The organism is Streptococcus oralis (assembly GCF_001075875.1).
In the GTDB taxonomy this organism is placed as follows: Bacteria; Bacillota; Bacilli; order Lactobacillales; family Streptococcaceae; genus Streptococcus; species Streptococcus oralis_I.
In genome coordinates this window covers 38,639-57,136 of sequence record NZ_JUOS01000080.1, presented here as the reverse complement: position 1 = coordinate 57,136, position 18,498 = coordinate 38,639, and the positions used below count along the sequence as shown (strand labels likewise).

General features: G+C 41.3%; 24 protein-coding genes. 20 read left to right on the top strand and 4 right to left on the bottom strand.

The features are described 5' to 3' along the window. Positions 1–122 precede the first annotated feature (122 nt). The 7 genes from trpE to trpA are packed head-to-tail and all read left to right on the top strand — an operon-like array spanning position 123 to position 6,388. A complete protein-coding gene (gene trpE / locus ADM33_RS05010; protein ID WP_049503460.1) occupies positions 123–1,484 on the top strand; it encodes an anthranilate synthase component I in 1,362 nt (453 codons plus the stop codon). Continuing rightward, complete coding sequence (locus ADM33_RS05005; RefSeq protein ID WP_049503459.1) at positions 1,481–2,047, top strand: aminodeoxychorismate/anthranilate synthase component II; 567 nt, start codon at positions 1,481–1,483, stop codon at positions 2,045–2,047. Before trpE ends, ADM33_RS05005 begins: the two co-directional genes overlap by 4 nt. A 10-nt stretch (positions 2,048–2,057) precedes the next feature. Then, positions 2,058–3,062 (top strand): anthranilate phosphoribosyltransferase, encoded by a 1,005-nt coding sequence (gene trpD, locus ADM33_RS05000; protein ID WP_004251462.1) that lies wholly within the window; start codon positions 2,058–2,060, stop codon positions 3,060–3,062. Further along, positions 3,059–3,826, top strand: coding sequence for an indole-3-glycerol phosphate synthase TrpC (gene trpC, locus ADM33_RS04995; RefSeq protein WP_049503457.1), 768 nt, complete (start codon positions 3,059–3,061; stop codon positions 3,824–3,826). Before trpD ends, trpC begins: the two co-directional genes overlap by 4 nt. Then, positions 3,813–4,412 (top strand): phosphoribosylanthranilate isomerase, encoded by a 600-nt coding sequence (locus ADM33_RS04990; RefSeq protein ID WP_049503455.1) that lies wholly within the window; start codon positions 3,813–3,815, stop codon positions 4,410–4,412. The genes trpC and ADM33_RS04990 overlap by 14 nt, the downstream gene beginning before the upstream one ends. Next, positions 4,390–5,613, top strand: coding sequence for a tryptophan synthase subunit beta (gene trpB, locus ADM33_RS04985; RefSeq protein WP_049503454.1), 1,224 nt, complete (start codon positions 4,390–4,392; stop codon positions 5,611–5,613). Before ADM33_RS04990 ends, trpB begins: the two co-directional genes overlap by 23 nt. Next, on the top strand, positions 5,606–6,388 hold the full coding sequence (gene trpA, locus ADM33_RS04980) for a tryptophan synthase subunit alpha (RefSeq protein ID WP_049503452.1): 783 nt from the start codon (positions 5,606–5,608) through the stop codon (positions 6,386–6,388). Before trpB ends, trpA begins: the two co-directional genes overlap by 8 nt. Here the strand turns inward: trpA and ADM33_RS04975 are convergent. Next, a complete protein-coding gene (locus ADM33_RS04975) occupies positions 6,357–7,019 on the bottom strand; it encodes a prepilin peptidase (protein ID WP_049503450.1) in 663 nt (220 codons plus the stop codon). The genes trpA and ADM33_RS04975 overlap by 32 nt on opposite strands. Positions 7,020–7,089: 70 nt before the next feature. Between ADM33_RS04975 and ADM33_RS04970 the strand changes: the two genes are divergently transcribed. From ADM33_RS04970 to ADM33_RS04935, 8 genes are all read left to right on the top strand, one after another. Continuing rightward, positions 7,090–7,545, top strand: coding sequence for a GNAT family N-acetyltransferase (locus ADM33_RS04970; protein ID WP_049503448.1), 456 nt, complete (start codon positions 7,090–7,092; stop codon positions 7,543–7,545). A gap of 86 nt (positions 7,546–7,631) precedes the next feature. Then, a complete protein-coding gene (gene truA, locus ADM33_RS04965; protein ID WP_049503446.1) occupies positions 7,632–8,381 on the top strand; it encodes a tRNA pseudouridine(38-40) synthase TruA in 750 nt (249 codons plus the stop codon). Further along, complete coding sequence (locus ADM33_RS04960) at positions 8,371–9,144, top strand: bifunctional hydroxymethylpyrimidine kinase/phosphomethylpyrimidine kinase (RefSeq protein WP_049503445.1); 774 nt, start codon at positions 8,371–8,373, stop codon at positions 9,142–9,144. The genes truA and ADM33_RS04960 overlap by 11 nt, the downstream gene beginning before the upstream one ends. Then, positions 9,122–9,583, top strand: coding sequence for an ECF transporter S component (locus ADM33_RS04955; RefSeq protein WP_049503443.1), 462 nt, complete (start codon positions 9,122–9,124; stop codon positions 9,581–9,583). The genes ADM33_RS04960 and ADM33_RS04955 overlap by 23 nt, the downstream gene beginning before the upstream one ends. 68 nt (positions 9,584–9,651) lie before the next feature. Then, the gene (locus ADM33_RS04950; protein WP_000646475.1) at positions 9,652–9,876 is read left to right on the top strand and encodes a YqgQ family protein; all 225 of its coding nucleotides are present in this window, start codon (positions 9,652–9,654) and stop codon (positions 9,874–9,876) included. Positions 9,877–9,881: 5 nt separating this feature from the next. Beyond that, the gene (locus ADM33_RS04945) at positions 9,882–10,262 is read left to right on the top strand and encodes a rhodanese-like domain-containing protein (protein WP_000259322.1); all 381 of its coding nucleotides are present in this window, start codon (positions 9,882–9,884) and stop codon (positions 10,260–10,262) included. A 92-nt stretch (positions 10,263–10,354) separates the two neighbouring features. Continuing rightward, positions 10,355–10,582, top strand: coding sequence for a hypothetical protein (locus tag ADM33_RS04940; protein ID WP_049503441.1), 228 nt, complete (start codon positions 10,355–10,357; stop codon positions 10,580–10,582). Positions 10,583–10,697: 115 nt separating this feature from the next. After that, positions 10,698–10,925, top strand: a complete 228-nt coding sequence (locus ADM33_RS04935) for a hypothetical protein (RefSeq protein WP_049503439.1) — start codon at positions 10,698–10,700, stop codon at positions 10,923–10,925. 44 nt (positions 10,926–10,969) lie between these two features. Here the strand turns inward: ADM33_RS04935 and ADM33_RS04930 are convergent, their stop codons facing one another. Then, positions 10,970–11,695 carry a pseudouridine synthase gene (locus ADM33_RS04930; protein WP_049503437.1) on the bottom strand — a complete coding sequence of 242 codons (726 nt, stop codon included), beginning with the start codon at positions 11,693–11,695 and terminating at the stop codon, positions 10,970–10,972. A gap of 161 nt (positions 11,696–11,856) precedes the next feature. On the opposite strand from ADM33_RS04930, the gene typA reads away from it, so the two are divergent. Together typA and ADM33_RS04920 are read left to right on the top strand one after the other, a co-directional pair. Then, on the top strand, positions 11,857–13,698 hold the full coding sequence (typA, locus tag ADM33_RS04925) for a translational GTPase TypA (protein ID WP_049503436.1): 1,842 nt from the start codon (positions 11,857–11,859) through the stop codon (positions 13,696–13,698). Positions 13,699–13,717: 19 nt separating this feature from the next. Further along, positions 13,718–13,966 (top strand): DUF3165 family protein, encoded by a 249-nt coding sequence (locus ADM33_RS04920; protein WP_049503434.1) that lies wholly within the window; start codon positions 13,718–13,720, stop codon positions 13,964–13,966. A gap of 70 nt (positions 13,967–14,036) precedes the next feature. On the opposite strand, the gene ADM33_RS04915 is transcribed toward ADM33_RS04920, so the two are convergent. Together ADM33_RS04915 and sstT are read right to left on the bottom strand one after the other, a co-directional pair. Next, complete coding sequence (locus ADM33_RS04915; RefSeq protein WP_049503432.1) at positions 14,037–15,008, bottom strand: aromatic acid exporter family protein; 972 nt, start codon at positions 15,006–15,008, stop codon at positions 14,037–14,039. 63 nt (positions 15,009–15,071) lie between these two features. After that, a complete protein-coding gene (gene sstT / locus ADM33_RS04910; RefSeq protein WP_049503431.1) occupies positions 15,072–16,277 on the bottom strand; it encodes a serine/threonine transporter SstT in 1,206 nt (401 codons plus the stop codon). A 151-nt stretch (positions 16,278–16,428) separates the two neighbouring features. On the opposite strand from sstT, the gene ADM33_RS04905 reads away from it, so the two are divergent. The 3 genes from ADM33_RS04905 to ADM33_RS04895 are packed head-to-tail and all read left to right on the top strand — an operon-like array spanning position 16,429 to position 18,496. Continuing rightward, positions 16,429–16,995, top strand: a complete 567-nt coding sequence (locus ADM33_RS04905) for a mechanosensitive ion channel family protein (protein WP_049503429.1) — start codon at positions 16,429–16,431, stop codon at positions 16,993–16,995. Between the two features lie 51 nt (positions 16,996–17,046). Beyond that, the gene (locus tag ADM33_RS04900) at positions 17,047–17,952 is read left to right on the top strand and encodes a magnesium transporter CorA family protein (protein ID WP_045590426.1); all 906 of its coding nucleotides are present in this window, start codon (positions 17,047–17,049) and stop codon (positions 17,950–17,952) included. A 16-nt stretch (positions 17,953–17,968) separates the two neighbouring features. After that, positions 17,969–18,496 carry a YqeG family HAD IIIA-type phosphatase gene (locus ADM33_RS04895; protein ID WP_049503426.1) on the top strand — a complete coding sequence of 176 codons (528 nt, stop codon included), beginning with the start codon at positions 17,969–17,971 and terminating at the stop codon, positions 18,494–18,496. Positions 18,497–18,498: the final 2 nt, after the last annotated feature.

Below are 18,498 nucleotides of genomic sequence, written 5' to 3'. Positions count from 1 at the left end.
TGAGACACATGGCTCAAAAATTAGGGATGAAATTTCGGAGAAAGTTGCTCCCGTCCGCACTATTTAAGGGAAATAGAAAAAAGATAAAAAATTAAAAATAAGGAACTGAAAGGGAAATTACAATGGAACGAATCATTCATGGAGATGTTTTATCACCAATCTTGGCTTATATGCGTTTAAACGGACAACACAAGGTCATACTTGAAAGTATCCCAAGAGAAAAGGAAAATGCTCGTTTTTCTATCTTGGCCTATAACCCAGTTTTTGAGATTAAGTTTGAGAATGGAGTTCTTTATCAAAATGGTCAAGTGATTGATCGTGATCCCTTGGATTTCCTCTACGAGGTGACTTACAAGAACCATCACCATTCAGAACTACCCTTTGGTGGTGGAGCCATTGGTTTTGTTGGCTACGATATGATTTCTCTCTATGAAGAGATTGGCCAGCTCCCTGAGGATACGATTGGGACGCCAGATATGCATTTCTTCGTCTATGAGAGTTATATAGTTTTTGACCATAAGAAAGAAAAAATTCATATCATAGAGGATGCTCTCTACAGTGAACGTAGTAATGAAGAACTAGAAGTGGCTTTAGAGCAGGTTTTAGAAGAGTTGAAAATCCCTGCTCCAAATGAATTTGAAGATTTGGACGTTTCTCCACTTCAGTTTAGACCACATATTGCACCTCAGAAATTTGAAGAAATGGTAGAAACAGCTCGCGACTTGATTCGCAACGGAGATATGTTCCAATGTGTGCTCAGCCAGCGCTTTTCCGCAGAGGTAACTGGAAATCCTTTTGACTTCTACAGAAATCTCCGAGTGACCAATCCATCAAATTACCTCTACTTTTATGACTTTGGAAATTATCAAATCATCGGTGCCAGTCCAGAGAGCTTGGTTTCCGTCAAGAATGGCATCGTGACAACCAATCCAATTGCAGGTACGCGTCCTAGAGGTACCAATGACGAGGAAGATGCAGCACTTGCAAGTGATCTACTTTCTGATGAAAAGGAAACGGCAGAACACCGAATGTTGGTGGATTTGGGACGAAATGATATCGGTAGAATTGCTGAAACAGCAAGTGTCCAAGTAACTAAGTATATGGAAGTCGAACTTTTCCGTTATGTCATGCATTTGACCAGCGTGGTTAAAGGACATTTATTACCAGAATTAACTGCCATGGATGCCTTGAAGGCGACACTTCCGGCAGGAACAGTATCGGGGGCACCAAAGATTCGGGCCATGAAACGCATCTATGAACTAGAAACAGAGAAGCGAGGCGTATATGCAGGAGCTATCGGTTACTTATCAGCAACTGGAGATATGGATTTTGCCATTGCTATTCGAACAATGATTCTTAAAAATAAAACAGCCTACGTACAGGCTGGTGCAGGAATTGTTTATGATTCCATCGCTCAGAATGAATACCAAGAAACGATTAACAAAGCTAAATCTATGACTAGAATGGGAGAACTAAGACCATGATTTTATTGATTGACAATTATGATTCATTTACTTATAACCTGGCTCAATATATCGGGAATTTCGCAGAAGTTCAGGTTTTGAGAAATGATGATCCAAACCTTTATGAACATGCTGAAAAGGCAGATGGATTAGTTTTCTCTCCTGGTCCAGGTTGGCCAGCTGATGCTGGGAAAATGGAAGAAATGATTCGTGATTTTGCAGGTAAGAAACCTATTCTAGGGATTTGTTTGGGACACCAAGCCATTGCAGAAGTCTTTGGTGGTAAGTTGGGCTTGGCTCCTAAAGTTATGCACGGTAAACAAAGCCAGATTCGATTTGAGACTCCATCAGTTCTCTATCAAGGAATTGAGGAAAATCGTCCAGTCATGCGTTACCACAGTATTTTAATCGAAGAGATGCCAGAAGAGTTTGAAGTGACAGCTCGCTCGACAGATGACCAAGCTATTATGGGGATTCAACACAAAACCTTGCCGATTTATGGCTTGCAGTATCATCCAGAAAGTATTGGAACGCCAGATGGCCTATCTTCTATTCAGAATTTTATCGAGAAAGTTGTAAAGTGAGGAACACAAAATGAAAGAAATTATTGAAAAATTAGCCAACTTTGAAGATTTATCAAGTGTTGAAATGACAGATGTTATCGAACGCATCGTGACAGGGCGAGTGACGGAAGCACAAATCGCTTCACTACTTTTAGCTCTTAAAATGAAGGGAGAAACACCTGAAGAAAGAACAGCCCTCGCTCAAGTCATGAGAGGACATGCTCAACACATTCCAACAAATATTCAAGATGCTATGGATAACTGTGGTACAGGTGGAGATAAGTCATTTAGCTTTAATATCTCAACAACTGCAGCTTTTGTCTTGGCAGGTGGAGGCATTAACATGGCCAAACATGGAAATCGCTCTATCTCCTCAAAATCTGGTTCAGCAGATGTTTTGCAAGCTTTGGGAATCAATATTGACCTTAAACCATCACAATTGGGTAAGGTATTTGACCAAACTGGAATCGTCTTTCTCTTTGCCAAAAACATGCACCCAGCCATGAAATACATCATGCCAGCTCGTTTGGAGTTGGGAATTCCAACTATCATGAATTTGACAGGTCCGCTCATCCATCCAATGGTTTTGGAAACACAGCTTCTAGGAATCAGTCGTCCTGAACTTCTGGAAAGTACTGCTCAGGTTTTGAAAAACATGGGTCGCAAACGTGCCATTGTAGTAGCTGGTCCAGAAGGGTTGGATGAAGCTGGTTTGAATGGAACTACCAGTATTGCCCTTCTTGAAAATGGTGAAATTACTTTATCAACCTTTACTCCAGAAGATTTGGGAATGGAACGCATTGCTATTGAAGACATTCGTGGAGGAAATGCTCATGAAAATGCAGCCATCCTTGTTAGCGTTCTTAATAACGAACCAAGTCCATTCTTGGAAACAACAGTCTTAAATGCAGGTCTCGGATTCTACGCCAATGGTAAAGCAGACAGTATCAAGGACGGAGTTGAATTGGCACGTCAAGTGATTGCCAGTGGTAAGGCCCTTGAAAAACTCAGACTATTACAGGAGTATCAAAGATGAGTCAGGAATTTTTGTCACGTATCCTAGAGCAAAAGGCGCGTGAAGTTGAAAAGATGGAACGAGAGGAGCTTCAGCCCCTGCGAGCAAGCTATCGCTTAGCTGAGTATTTGAAAAACCATCAGGACCGTTTGCAAATCATTGCTGAGGTCAAAAAGGCAAGCCCAAGTCTAGGTGACATCAATCTCGATGTGGATATTGTACAACAGGCCCAGACTTACGAGGCTAACGGAGCGGTTATGATTTCTGTTCTGACAGATGAGGTTTTCTTTAAAGGGCATTTGGATTATTTGCGGGAAATTTCCAGTCAGGTAGAGATTCCGACGCTCAACAAGGACTTTATCATCGATGAAAAGCAAATCATCAGAGCTCGCAATGCAGGTGCGACAGTCATCTTGCTCATTGTGGCAGCTTTGTCCGAAGAACGCCTCAAGGAACTGTATGACTACGCGACAGAACTGGGTCTAGAAGTTTTGGTGGAAACTCATAATCTGGCTGAACTGGAAGTGGCTCATAGACTTGGAGCTCAAATTATTGGTGTTAACAATCGCAATTTAACAACCTTTGAAGTCGACTTGCAGACCAGCGTAGAGTTGGCCAAACACTTTAAGGATGATTGCTTCTACATTTCCGAATCTGCTATTTTTACAGAGGAGGATGCAAAACGAGTAGCACCATACTTTAACGGAATTTTAGTAGGAACAGCCCTCATGCAAGTAGAAGATGTAGCCCAGAGAATCAAGGAGTTGCAGATTGACAAAGGTTAAGATTTGTGGACTATCGACCAAAGAAGCCGTAAAAACAGCTGTTTCAGCTGGAGCAGACTACATTGGTTTTGTCTTTGCTCCTAGCAAAAGACAGGTGACCTTGGAACAAGCAACAGAGCTGGCTAAGTTTATTCCTAGCCATATTCAAAAGGTTGGAGTATTTGTTTCACCTAGTCGGGCAGAACTGTTAGAAGCGGTAGACAAAGTTGGTTTGGACTTGGTACAAGTTCACGGTCAGGTAGTAGATAAACTATTTGAAAATTTACCTTGTGGCAGCATTCAGGCTGTTCAAGTAGACGGGAATGGCCATGTGCCAAGTTCTCGGGCAGACTATCTCCTCTTTGATGCACCTGTGGCAGGAAGTGGCCAGACTTTTGATTGGGGGCAACTGGATACGACAGAACTATCTCAGCCTTTCTTCATCGCAGGTGGGCTCAATGAGGATAATGTAGAAGAAGCTATTCAACACTTTACCCCCTTTGCAGTAGATGTATCAAGTGGGGTAGAGACAGATGGACAAAAAGATCAGGAAAAGATTAGAAGATTTATAGAGAGGGTAAAGAATGGCATATCAAGAACCAAATAAAGATGGATTTTACGGGAAATTCGGTGGACGTTTTGTCCCAGAAACATTGATGACAGCAGTATTGGAGTTGGAAGAAGCTTATCGTGAAAGTCAGGCAGATCCAAGTTTCCAAGAAGAGTTAAACCAACTTTTGCGCCAGTATGTAGGACGTGAAACTCCCCTTTACTACGCAAAAAACTTGACCCAGCATATTGGTGGAGCCAAGATTTACCTCAAACGTGAAGACCTCAACCATACAGGTGCACACAAGATTAACAATGCCTTGGGACAAGTTCTTCTGGCTAAACGCATGGGCAAAAAGAAAATTATCGCTGAAACTGGTGCCGGTCAGCACGGTGTTGCAACTGCAACTGCTGCAGCTCTCTTCAATATGGAATGTACAATCTATATGGGTGAGGAAGATGTTAAACGCCAAGCCCTCAATGTCTTCCGTATGGAACTTTTGGGAGCCAAGGTGGAAGCTGTAACAGATGGTTCGCGCGTGCTTAAAGACGCGGTCAATGCAGCCCTTCGTTCTTGGGTGGCCAACATCGATGATACCCACTATATCCTTGGTTCTGCCTTAGGACCCCACCCTTTCCCAGAAATTGTTCGTGACTTCCAAAGTGTCATCGGACGGGAAGCTAAAGAACAGTACCGTGACTTGACAGGGCAAGATTTGCCAGATGCCCTAGTAGCCTGTGTTGGTGGAGGTTCTAATGCTATCGGTCTCTTCCATCCATTTGTGGAAGATGAGTCAGTGGCTATGTATGGAGCTGAAGCAGCAGGACTTGGTGTGGATACGGAGCACCACGCAGCTACCTTGACCAAGGGTCGTCCAGGTGTCCTTCACGGTTCCCTCATGGATGTTCTCCAAGATGCTCATGGGCAAATTCTTGAAGCTTTCTCTATTTCAGCAGGTTTGGACTATCCTGGTATCGGTCCAGAACACTCTCACTATCATGATATCAAACGTGCCAGCTATGTGCCTGTGACAGATGAAGAAGCCTTGGAAGGATTCCAACTCTTGTCTCGTGTGGAAGGGATTATCCCAGCCTTGGAATCTAGCCATGCCATTGCCTTTGCGGTGAAATTAGCCAAAGAACTTGGTCCAGACAAGTCTATGATTGTCTGTCTATCAGGTCGCGGGGACAAGGATGTAGTTCAAGTCAAAGACCGCTTGGAAGCAGACGCAGCAAAGAAGGGAGAAGCTCATGCCTAAGACACTAACAGAAAAACTGAACGCTATTAAAGCAACTGGAAAGGGAATTTTTGTTGCCTATATCATGGCTGGAGACCACGAAAAAGGTTTGAATGGTCTCGGTGAAACAATTCACTTTTTAGAAGATCTGGGTGTGTCTGCCATTGAGGTGGGAGTTCCTTTCTCGGATCCGGTTGCAGATGGACCTGTTATCGAAGAAGCCGGCTTGCGCAGTCTAGCTCGCGGAACCTCTACCCAGGCTTTGGTTGAAACCTTGAAAACCATTGAAACAGAAATTCCGCTTGTCATCATGACCTACTTTAACCCCCTCTTTCAGTACGGTGTGGAGAAATTGGTTAAAGACCTTGCTGATACAGCAGTTAAGGGCTTGATTATCCCAGACCTCCCTCATGAACATGCCAACTTTGTAGAGCCATATTTGGCGGATACAGACATTGCCTTGATTCCACTTGTTAGCTTGACGACAGGAATTGACCGTCAAAAAGAACTCATTCAAGGGGCAGAAGGATTTGTCTATGCAGTTGCTATTAATGGAGTGACAGGGAAGTCAGGAAATTATCGATCTGACTTGGACAAGCACTTGTCTCAACTTCATCAAGTGGCAGACATTCCAGTTTTGACAGGGTTTGGTGTATCCACTCAGGCTGATGTAGAACGTTTCAATGAGGTATCGGACGGCGTTATCGTCGGTTCCAAGATTGTTAAGGCTCTACATGAAGGACAAGTAGCAGAAATCGCTGACTTTATACGAGAAGCAGTAGCTTACCAAAAATAATCGCGCAAGCAGCAAGTAAGAGGAAAGGCACAAAAGGAAGTCTTTCCTTTTTCTTTAGTAGGAGAAAGCCTAGGATACCGGTCGTGGAGGCAAATTGAATTAAAATCAGCATTTCAGTTAGGCTAAAAATAAGTGCACAAGAGGCCAGAAAGAGAAAATCCCCTGCACCTATGCGGATATCGATAAAGTGAGCCAAAATTCCAAGGACAAGGAAGAAGACCATGACCAGATTCCAGCTAGAGGAAGCCATGAGGATTAGGTGGAAAGTCATCCAGACCAGTAGGGGATATTCCTGATGGCGAAAGTCATAGATGCCCAAGGTCAAACCAGCAGTGATTAGGATGACTTGCCCCAAGGAAAGAAATCCCCAAGACCAAGATAGAAAGAGGAGTCCTAAGCCTAGTTCAAATAGGGCATACCAGACAGAATAAGGAGCCTTGCAGTAGCGACAACGAAAGCGATGTACTACTTGAGAGACAATTGGAATCAAATCCAAGGGATGTAAGCGAGTCTGACAGGAATCGCAGTGACTAGCAGGAAAGATAATAGACTGCTCAGGAAAGCGATCGATGACTAAGCCTAGAAAGGAAGCAAGAATCGTTCCAACAAGAAAAAAATAAAGATGAATCATACTTATTTATTCGGAAAAAATAAGAGAAAGAGTATAATAGTTGGATAAAGGAGAAATTTTAGGAGCAACTATGAAAATTCACTTTGAAAAAGGACTTCAGATAGAAAATGCCCAACTCATTTGCCAATGGTCCAACTCTCTCGGCAAACCCTTTCAAGAACAATGGATGGGACCAATGATTCCTTTTCCCTTGACAATTCAAGTCTTGCAAGATTTAGAAGGAATTTTTTCAATATTTGATGGACAAGAGTTTGTGGGACTTATCCAGAAAATCAGGCTAGAAGACAGGAATCTTCATATCGGGAGATTTTTTATCAACCCCCAGAAACAGGGGCAAGGCTTAGGTAGCCAGGCTTTAAGGAGATTTGTTAGTTTAGTCTTTGAAAATGAAGACATAGATAGTATTTCTCTGAATGTCTACGAGGCAAATCAAACAGCTTATAATCTTTACCAAAAAGAAGGATTTGAAATCGTTCAAATGGTTGAAGTACCTATACGAAAATACATCATGAAAAAGGTCAGATAGAACATAAATAACTTCGAGGAGCTGTCCCCTTACAATTTTTAATTCTCAAACTTGTTGCAGAGAAATTTTCTTGATAAAATAGATACATGACTAGATATAAAGCAATCATTTCCTATGATGGCTACGCTTTTGCTGGTTTTCAGCGGCAACCACACGCGCGTAGTGTTCAGGAGGAAATTGAAAAAACTTTAACAAAATTAAATAAAGGACAAGCTATTACCATTCATGGAGCTGGGCGAACGGACAGTGGCGTTCATGCTTTAGGACAGGTCATCCACTTTGATCTTCCCTATCAGATGGATGAGGAAAAACTTCGTTTTGCACTTGATACCCAAAGTCCTGAAGATATCGATGTGATTTCGATTGAGATTGTGGCCGATGATTTTCATTGCCGTTATGCCAAGCATAGCAAGACCTACGAGTTTATCGTAGATAGAGGACGTCCTAAAAATCCTATGCGTCGCCATTATGCGACTCATTATCCCTATCCACTCGATGTAGAGCGGATGCAAGAAGCTGTAAAAAAACTGGAAGGAACGCATGACTTTACTGGTTTTACGGCATCAGGGACTAGTGTGGAAGACAAGGTAAGAACGATCACGGAAGCTAGTCTTAGGGTTGATGAAACAGGGCAGTTTTTGACCTTTACCTTCTCAGGCAATGGTTTCCTCTATAAGCAGATTCGAAATATGGTTGGAACCCTGCTTAAAATTGGTAACAATCGGATGCCGATTGAACAGATTGACCTCATCTTAGAGAAAAAAGACAGACAGTTGGCAGGCCCAACTGCAGCACCCAATGGTTTGTATTTGAAGGAGATTCGTTATGAAGAATAATCGTATTTTAGCACTTTCAGGAAATGATATTTTTAGTGGTGGTGGATTAGCTGCTGACCTTGCCACCTATACTTTGAATGGTTTGCATGGATTTGTAGCCATGACCTGCTTGACTGCTTTGACAGAAAATGGCTTTGAAGTCTTTCCAACTGATGAAACTATTTTCCAACAACAGTTGGATAGCCTCAAGAGTGTAGACTTTGGAGGGATTAAGATTGGTCTCTTACCGACAGTCGGTGTTGCTGAAAAAGCCTTGAATTTCATCAAGGAAAGATCAGGAATTCCAGTAGTCTTGGACCCTGTTCTCGTTTGTAAGGAAACACATGATGTTGCAGTCAGTGAGCTCTGTCAAGAGTTGATTCGCTTTTTCCCTTATGTATCTGTGATTACTCCGAATCTTCCTGAGGCAGAGTTGCTTGCAGACCAAAAGATTGAAACCTTAGAAGATATGAAGGATGTAGCCAAAAAACTACATGACTTGGGTGCGCCATCAGTGATTATCAAGGGTGGAAATCGCCTCAGTCAGGATAAGGCTGTGGATGTCTTTTATGATGGAGAGAATTTTACTATTCTTGAGAATCCAGTCTTAGAAGGACAAAATGCTGGTGCAGGATGTACCTTTGCATCAAGTATTGCTAGTCAGTTAGTCAAGGGAGATGAACTATTACCAGCAATTGAAACTTCCAAAGCCTTTGTTTACCGTGCCATTGCACAAGCAGATCAATATGGAGTGAGACAATATGAAGCAAACCAAAACAACTAAAATTGCCCTAGTATCTATCTTAGCAGCCAGTTCTGTCGTATTGGGGTATTTTATAAAAATCCCGACACCAACTGGGTTTCTAACACTTTTGGACGTTGGAGTCTTCTTCACAGCCTTTTACTTTGGCAGTCGTGAAGGGGCCGTTGTTGGAGGTTTAGCAGGATTTCTTATTGACCTCATTTCAGGCTACCCTCAGTGGATGATTTTTAGCTTAATTAACCATGGTTTACAAGGCTATTTTGCAGGTTTTAAAGGAAAATGGCAATGGCTAGGCTTAGTCTTGGCGACTATTCTCATGGTAGCTGGCTATGCCTTGGCATCAGCTTGGATGAATGGTTGGGGAGCAGCCATACCAGAAATCATCCCAAATTTCCTGCAAAATATCGTTGGAATGACTCTAGGTTTTCTTCTTTGTCATAGTGTAAAGAAATTCAGATAATAGTGAAAAAAGGAAACCTACCCCGAACTATTAGGGAACTATTGAAAAAACTCTGATTATTTGCTAAAATGAAAGCTATGAAAACACTCTACGATGTGCAACAATTTCTCAAACAGTTTGGTATCATTGTCTATATGGGAAAACGTCTCTATGACATTGAACTGATGAAGATCGAGCTATCTCGAATCTATGATGCAGGCTTGATGGACAAGCTGGATTATCTTGAAGCGGAGGCTGTTCTTCGCAGAGAGCACAAACTAGAATTAGATTATTTAGAAAAAAATGGAGATTAGGTAATATGGTAACTTGGGTATTATGGGGACTTATTATAGCGATGTTGGCTTGGATGGGATATAACTATCTTCGCATTCGTCGTGCAGCGAAAATTGTAGACAATGCAGAGTTTGAGTCTTTGATTCGTACGGGTCAGTTGATTGATTTGCGTGATCCAGCTGATTTCCACAGAAAACATATCCTCGGAGCTCGTAATATTCCTTCAAATCAATTGAAGACAAGTCTGGCAGCTCTTCGCAAGGATAAACCTGTCCTTCTCTATGAAAACCAACGTGCGCAACGTGTCACAAATGCAGCACTTTTCTTGAAAAAACAAGGTTTCTCAGAAATCTATATCCTCTCTTACGGATTGGATTCTTGGACAGGGAAGGTGAAATCTAATTAACAATGTGAAAAAACTTGTCACATATGTTTAATATAAAGTCTTGGCTTTTTATGGTATAATTGTTAGTATAAAATTTAAGGAGTTTTTTGAAGATGAAAGAAAAGAAAAAACCATCACTTGTTTTAGGTGTCCTATCTATCGTCCTTGGTTTGCTATCTCCAATCGTAGGTCTCGTTTTGGGGATCATTGGTCTAGTCTTGGCTAATTCACATCAAAAAGAATCTGAGCTTGATTACAAAACAGAACGAATTCTTAATATCGTAGGGATTGTCATTTCAGTCCTTAACTGGATTGCAGGAGTCGTTTTGATGATGCACTAATCAGGATTCTAACAAAAAAAGCTTTATCTTTAAAAGCTTTTTTTGTTTTATCCAATTGATAAAACTAATTTTTATAGTATTATTCATTTGTATGAGTTTAAGGAGTTTTTAGAATATGCAAGAAAAGAAAAAAGCGTCACTTGTTTTAGGGATCTTGTCTATCATTCTTGGTCTGCTGTCGCCGGTGGTAAGTTTGATTTTGGGTATTATTGGTCTAGTCTTAGCTAACTCACATCAAAAAGAATCTGGACTAGACTATAAGAAAGAAAAAAATCTGTCCATCCTAGGGATTGTAATTTCTGCACTTCACTTTATTTTAGGTGTCATGGTATTTATACGCTAAAGAAGATTTGAAAAAAGCTTTATTTGTTTAAAGCTTTTTTTGTTTTATCCACTGTTTTCTAAGTAATTTTTAATAACCTGCAATTCTTCTTTGTTTAGAGGTCGGAAATCACCTTCTGCTAGCTCAAGGTCCAATATAAAATCTCCAAATTGAACTCGTTTAAGAGCAGTGACCTTGACACCAACAGAGAGGAACATTTTTTTAACCTGATGAAACTTTCCTTCAGAGATGGTGATAGTGGCTTGGCTGAGACTAGGACTTGAGGATAAAATCTCAAGTTGAGCAGGTTTACAGATAGTTCCATCAAGAAAGGTAATCCCATCTTTAAACTCTTGAATATGGTCGGGAGTTAGTGGCCCATTGACCTCTACTTGGTAAGTTTTATCCACATGATACTGAGGATGGAGGAGTTGAAAACCTAGGGGACCATTATCCGTTAAGAGGAGGAGACCCGTCGTATCCCGATCCAGACGGCCGATGGCGTAGAGTTGGTCAGACTGGAGATGCTGAGGAAGAAGGTCCATGACAGTTGGGAGTTTTTTATCCTTGCTTGCAGTCACGACTCCATTTGGCTTATGGAGCATGAGGTAGGTGTGTTCATATCCTTGGATTTTTCTATCTTTGAAAATCAGCTCTTGCAACCCTGTATCAACATTCTGTGCAAGGGAACGAGCAAGGTGTCCATCTACAAAGATTTCTTTTTTCAAAAGAGCTTGTTTCATGGCCTTACGGCTGATTTTTTCCTGGGCTAATAATTTATCTAAACGCATACCAGCCTATCTTATCACAAGTCGGGATTTTTGAAAAGAAAAGAGAAGGAATGAATTTTCTTTTGAAAACATTTACACTTACTTGAATTAAGTCATTTGCTTAAAATTGTGGTATAATCGTTCAGTTAGGAAATAAATTTTTGAATACAATAGAGGAAATCATGACAAAATTAAGAGAAGATATCCGTAATATCGCGATTATCGCCCACGTCGACCACGGTAAAACTACCCTTGTTGACGAATTGTTGAAACAATCTGAAACTCTTGACGCGCGTACAGAGTTGGCAGAGCGCGCAATGGACTCAAACGATATTGAAAAAGAGCGTGGAATTACCATCCTTGCGAAAAATACAGCAGTTGCCTACAACGGAACTCGTATCAACATCATGGACACACCAGGGCACGCGGACTTCGGTGGAGAAGTTGAACGTATCATGAAAATGGTTGACGGTGTTGTTTTGGTCGTAGATGCCTACGAAGGAACCATGCCACAGACTCGTTTCGTATTGAAAAAAGCCTTGGAACAAGACCTTGTGCCTATCGTTGTGGTTAACAAAATCGATAAGCCATCAGCTCGTCCAGCAGAAGTAGTAGATGAAGTCTTGGAACTTTTCATCGAGCTTGGTGCGGATGATGACCAACTTGACTTCCCAGTTGTTTATGCGTCAGCTATCAATGGAACATCTTCATTGTCAGATGATCCAGCAGACCAAGAAAAGACTATGGCGCCAATCTTTGACACTATTATCGACCACATTCCAGCTCCAGTTGATAACTCAGATGAGCCCCTTCAATTCCAAGTGTCACTTTTGGACTACAACGACTTCGTAGGTCGTATCGGTATCGGACGTGTCTTCCGTGGTAGTGTAAAGGTTGGGGATCAAGTTACCCTTTCTAAATTGGATGGTACAACTAAGAACTTCCGTGTCACAAAACTCTTTGGTTTCTTTGGTTTGGAACGTCGTGAAATCCAAGAAGCCAAAGCTGGTGACTTGATTGCCGTTTCAGGTATGGAAGATATCTTTGTCGGCGAAACCATCACTCCAACAGATGCGGTTGAAGCTCTTCCAGTTCTTCACATCGATGAGCCAACACTTCAAATGACCTTCTTGGTCAACAACTCACCATTTGCTGGTCGTGAAGGTAAATGGGTTACTTCTCGTAAGGTTGAGGAGCGCCTTCAAGCAGAATTGCAAACAGACGTTTCCCTTCGTGTTGAACCAACTGACTCACCAGATAAATGGACTGTATCAGGACGTGGGGAATTGCACTTGTCAATCCTTATCGAAACAATGCGTCGTGAGGGCTATGAGCTTCAAGTATCTCGTCCAGAAGTTATCGTAAAAGAAATTGATGGCGTCAAATGTGAACCATTTGAACGCGTGCAAATCGACACACCGGAAGAATACCAAGGATCCGTTATCCAAAGCCTTTCTGAACGTAAAGGTGAAATGTTGGATATGATCTCAACTGGTAATGGTCAAACTCGTTTGGTCTTCCTCGTTCCTGCGCGTGGTTTGATTGGATACTCAACTGAGTTCTTGTCAATGACTCGTGGTTACGGTATCATGAACCATACCTTCGATCAATACTTGCCATTGATTCCAGGTGAAATCGGTGGACGTCACCGTGGTGCCCTTGTTTCTATCGATACTGGTAAGGCAACGACTTACTCTATCATGTCTATCGAAGAACGTGGAACAATCTTTGTTAACCCAGGTACTGAGGTTTACGAAGGAATGATCATCGGTGAAAACTCTCGTGAAAATGACTTGACTGTTAATATTACGAAAGCGAAACAAATGACTAACGTTCGTTCCGCTACTAAGGACCAAACAGCGGTTATCAAGACTCCTCGTATCTTGACTCTTGAAGAATCACTTGAGTTCTTGAACGACGATGAATACATGGAAGTAACGCCTGAGTCTATCCGTTTGCGTAAACAAATCCTTAACAAGGCAGAGCGTGAGAAAGCAAACAAAAAGAAAAAATCAGCTGAATAAAAGCTAGAAAGAGCAGAAAATGGTCTATTTAATCATAGGGATTTTATTACTCTTACTCTATATATTTGCGACACCTCAAAGTATCAAGGGAACGGTTAATATTGTAATTCTTGTTTTTGGTCTCGTTTCCCTCGCGATTTTGCTTATGTTGTCCATCCTGCAAATCTTTCAGCTACCAACAGAATTCTTTATCACAGTAGCCATGCTGGTCCTTGCTTACTTTAGTTTGCGAGATATCAGTCTCATGTCGATTCGAAAAAAACACTAATCATCAATTCGAATCCTAAAATAACAAAAACTTCTATTAGCAACTAGTTGGCTGATAGAAGTTTTTTTGATTAAGATAGATTGCTTTTTTCTTCAGAATAGCGTTGATAGAAGTCAACTTTCAGTTGGATAAAGTTTTCCAATTCGCGCAGGAGTTGAAGTAATGTTGCGCGTGTTTCAAATTCTTCCCTTGTTTTAGGGAGGCTACGATTGCGAAATACCTGCAGATAGCTTTCAATATCATTTAATAGATCGTTGGCTGGATTGGTCTGACTGAGTTGATCCGCAATTTTAGCAAATAGCTGGGCAAGGATTAGGCTTTCGCTTGCTGCTAGATTACAGGTGTTGATTTGCTGGGCCATATTGCGAAGAATGCGACTCTGTCTCTGTCTCATTTCGAAATAGTGGATATGATAGTCGGTCTGATGAAAGAGATGGTCAGAGTGATCAAGATAGACCAGTTTGAGAGCTTCTTCAAGAAGCTGATCCAGTTCCTCAACGAGTTGAGCACGGTTGCGGCCATCGCCCTTTCCAAGATAATATTCAAAACGTTGTAGAATGTGTTTGAGTTTTTCTTCTACCTTGAGATGATAGAGATGGATTTCTTCTTGTCGAGAAGGCATATAGAGATTGACAGTCAAGGCAAATCCTGTACCGATAAGAAATAGGAGGAGCTCATTCACTAGCAGATCTGGTGATGTAGACTTCTGGACCAAGAGATGACTGACCAGGACACTACTCGGGGTAATGCCAATTTCCCAGCCGAATTTATAGGCAAGGGGAACATAGAGGGCCAAATAGAGACCGAAACTCCAGATATGGTAGCCAGTCAGGTGAAAGGAAAGGACACCAATGAAAAGAGCAAGAAGGGTAGAGAATAAACGATTACGAGCTAGTTTTATAGTGCTTCTACGAGTATCAGACAAGCTCAAAAGGGCAATGATACCAGCTGACACTGCTGAAGATAAATCGAGAAAGTAGGCTAGGACACAGGCCAAACAGGTTGCCAGAACGAGTTTAAAAGTACGTTGGGTGATAGACATGAGATATTTCCTATAATGAATGATAGAAACCAGACAAAACAAGCCTCAAAAGGCTTGCCTTGATTATTTTTTGTGAGCAGAGGAAAATTCTGCTACTGCTGTAAAGAGGACATCTGTTGAAGAGTTGAGGGCTGTTTCGCAAGAGTCTTGAATAACACCAATAACGAAACCAACACCCACAACCTGCATAGCAATATCGTTGGTAATCCCAAAGAGACTGCAGGCAACTGGGATAAGTAGGAGTGAACCTCCGGCGATTCCTGAAGCACCGCAGGCAGAGATGGCTGCAACGATACTGAGTACAAAGGCTGTTGCAAAATCAACTGAGATTCCTAGAGTATTGACAGCTGCTAGGGTTAAGATGTTGATGGTAACAGCAGCTCCAGCCATATTGATGGTTGATCCCAAGGGGATTGAGACAGAATAGGTATCTGGATTAAGACCTAGATCCTCACAGAGTTTCATATTAACAGGGATATTAGCAGCGGAACTTCGAGTGAAAAAGGCTGTAACGCCACTGATACGCAAGCATTTCCACACCAAGGGATATGGATTTTTCTTGATAAAGAGAAAAGCAATCAGAGGATTGATCACTAGGGCAACGAAAACCATAGTGGCAATCAAAAGTCCGAGTAGGATTCCGTAATTTGCTAAACTAGCGATACCTTGGTCTGAGATGGTTTTAAAGACCAAGCCCAGGATACCAAAGGGCGCCAGGTTGATGATCCATTCGACGATTTTTGAAGTCACACTGGCCATTGTTTTGAGGAGCTCTTTACTCGTCTTGCTAGCTTCTCTCATGGCAATCCCGAAAACTATAGCCCAAGATAGAATCCCGATATAGTTAGCTTGAATAAGTGCATTGACAGGATTGTCTACGACTTTTAGTAGGAGATTACTAAGCACTTGACCGATACCATCTGGAGGAGAAACTTCAGTGCTAGCGCTACTTAAGACAATCTGAACAGGAAAGAGAAAGCTGGCCATAACCGCCACAAGAGCCGCAGCAAAAGTTCCAAGTAAATAGAGGAAAATGACTGTTCTCATATTACTATCTTGGCCTTTTTGGTGTTGAGAGAGGGCGTTAGCGACTAAAGCAAAAACCAGGATAGGAGCGATAGCTTTTAGTCCTCCTACAAATAAATCTCCCAATAAACCAATGCCAGTTAGATTAGGAACGAGTAGACCTAGAATTGCTCCCAAGACCATTCCGATTCCGATACGTTTGATCAAATTTGTTTTGTTCCAAGCACGAATGATTCTTTTCATAGAGGTCTCCTTTTTTGTGTATTGTTTATGATTATAGTATAAATATGCTTGAAAAGCAAGTGAGTTATAAGTTTCATTAGAATAAATGAATATTTATGAAAAGGATGGCTGGGAAGGATTTATGGTATAATGGATAGAAAAGGAGTTTTATATGCAAGAATTTTTTCAACGTTATTTGGATAAATTAGATCTAACAACTGTATTAGAAAATCTCTTGACCAAGGTGATTTCTCTTCTACTTCTTATCCTTCTATTTTATATAGCTAAAAAGTTCCTCCATGTTGCTGTAGGAAAGATTGTTAAACCGTCACTTAAGTTTTCAAATCGAGATGCAGGTAGACAAAAGACTATTTCTCGTTTGCTTGAGAATATTTTCAACTACACACTTTATTTCTTCTTGATTTACTGTATCTTGTCTATTTTAGGGTTGCCTGTTTCTAGCTTGCTTGCAGGTGCTGGGATTGCTGGAGTTGCAATTGGTATGGGGGCGCAGGGCTTCTTATCAGATGTTATCAATGGCTTCTTTATCCTCTTTGAACGCCAGTTGGATGTAGGAGATGAAGTTGTTTTGACAAATGGTCCCATTACTGTATCGGGAAAAGTAGTTAGTGTCGGCATTCGAACCACTCAACTAAGAGGTGACGACCAAGCCCTCCACTTTGTTCCCAACCGCAATATTACCGTTGTGAGTAATTTTTCAAGAAAAGAAGAGAACTGAAATTTTACTTGATTTATGGTACAATAGAAAGAGTTTAGTAAAGGAGAAACGATGTTTTTAGATGAGCAATTAGGAAATGATTGTGTTTGGATCAATCTAGATGTAGAAAAAATTAAAAATCTTGAAGATTTATCTGAAATCTACGGATTGGATAAGGAAACCATCGAATATGCGCTGGATAAAAATGAACGTGCCCATATGGATTATAACCGTGAGAATGGGACTGTGACCTTTATCTACAATGTTCTGGATTTAGAAAAGGACAAGGATTACTATGAAGCGATTCCCATGACCTTTATCGTTGAAAACAAACGAATGATTACCATCAGCAATCATAAGAACGCCTATGTCATTGATCAGATGTTAGCTTATCTGGATAGCCATGAGTCGCTTTCTATTTACAAGTTTCTCTTTGCTGGTTTAGAGATTATCAGTAACGCTTATTATCCTGTCATTGAAGAGATGGATAAAAGTAAGGACGAAATTAGTGCCTTGCTACGTCAAACTACAACAAAGAAAAATCTCTTCGCCCTCTCTGACTTGGAGACAGGTATGGTTTACTTGACAGCAGCGGCAAAACAAAATAGACTCCTCTTGGAACATATCCAGGGCCATGCTCTTTATCGGAGATTTAATGATGTCGAACGAGAGCAGTTTGATGATGCCATGATTGAAGCCCATCAGTTGGTGTCTATGACAGACTTGATTTCTCAAGTCTTGCAACAACTCTCAGCTTCTTACAACAACATCCTAAACAATAACTTGAATGATAGTTTGTCAATTTTGACTATTATCTCCGTCTTACTAGCAGTACTTGCGGTTATTACAGGTTTCTTCGGAATGAATGTTCCTCTACCATTTACAGAAGAGCCAAATGCTTGGATTTATATCTTAATGGCTAGCTTGATTTTATGGGCAGCCTTATCTCAATGGCTGAAGAAAATTACTAGAAAATAAAAGAAAAGGAGCCAGAATGGCGATTGAAAATTACATGCCAGATTTTGCTGTGGAAGCAGTTTATGATCTGACAGTCCAAAGCCTGCAGGAGCAGGGGATCAAGGCTGTTTTGGTTGATTTGGATAATACCCTGATTGCTTGGAATAATCCAGATGGAACAGTAGAGATGAAGCAATGGTTGCATGATCTGCGTGATGCTGGGATACGTATCATTGTGGTATCTAACAATACTCCCAAACGTGTCAAACGAGCAGTTGAAAAATTTGACATTGACTATGTTTACTGGGCACTGAAGCCCTTTACTTTAGGAATTAACCGTGCCATGAAACATTTCCACTATGAAAAAGACCAAGTGGTCATGGTAGGCGACCAGCTGATGACGGATATTCGAGCAGCCCACCGAGCAGGCATTCGCTCGATTTTGGTTAAACCCTTGGTTCAACACGACTCTATTAAGACTCAGATTAACCGAGCGCGTGAGCGTCGTGTGATGAGAAAAATCGCTGAAAAGTACGGCCCTATTACTTATAAAAAAGGAATCTAATT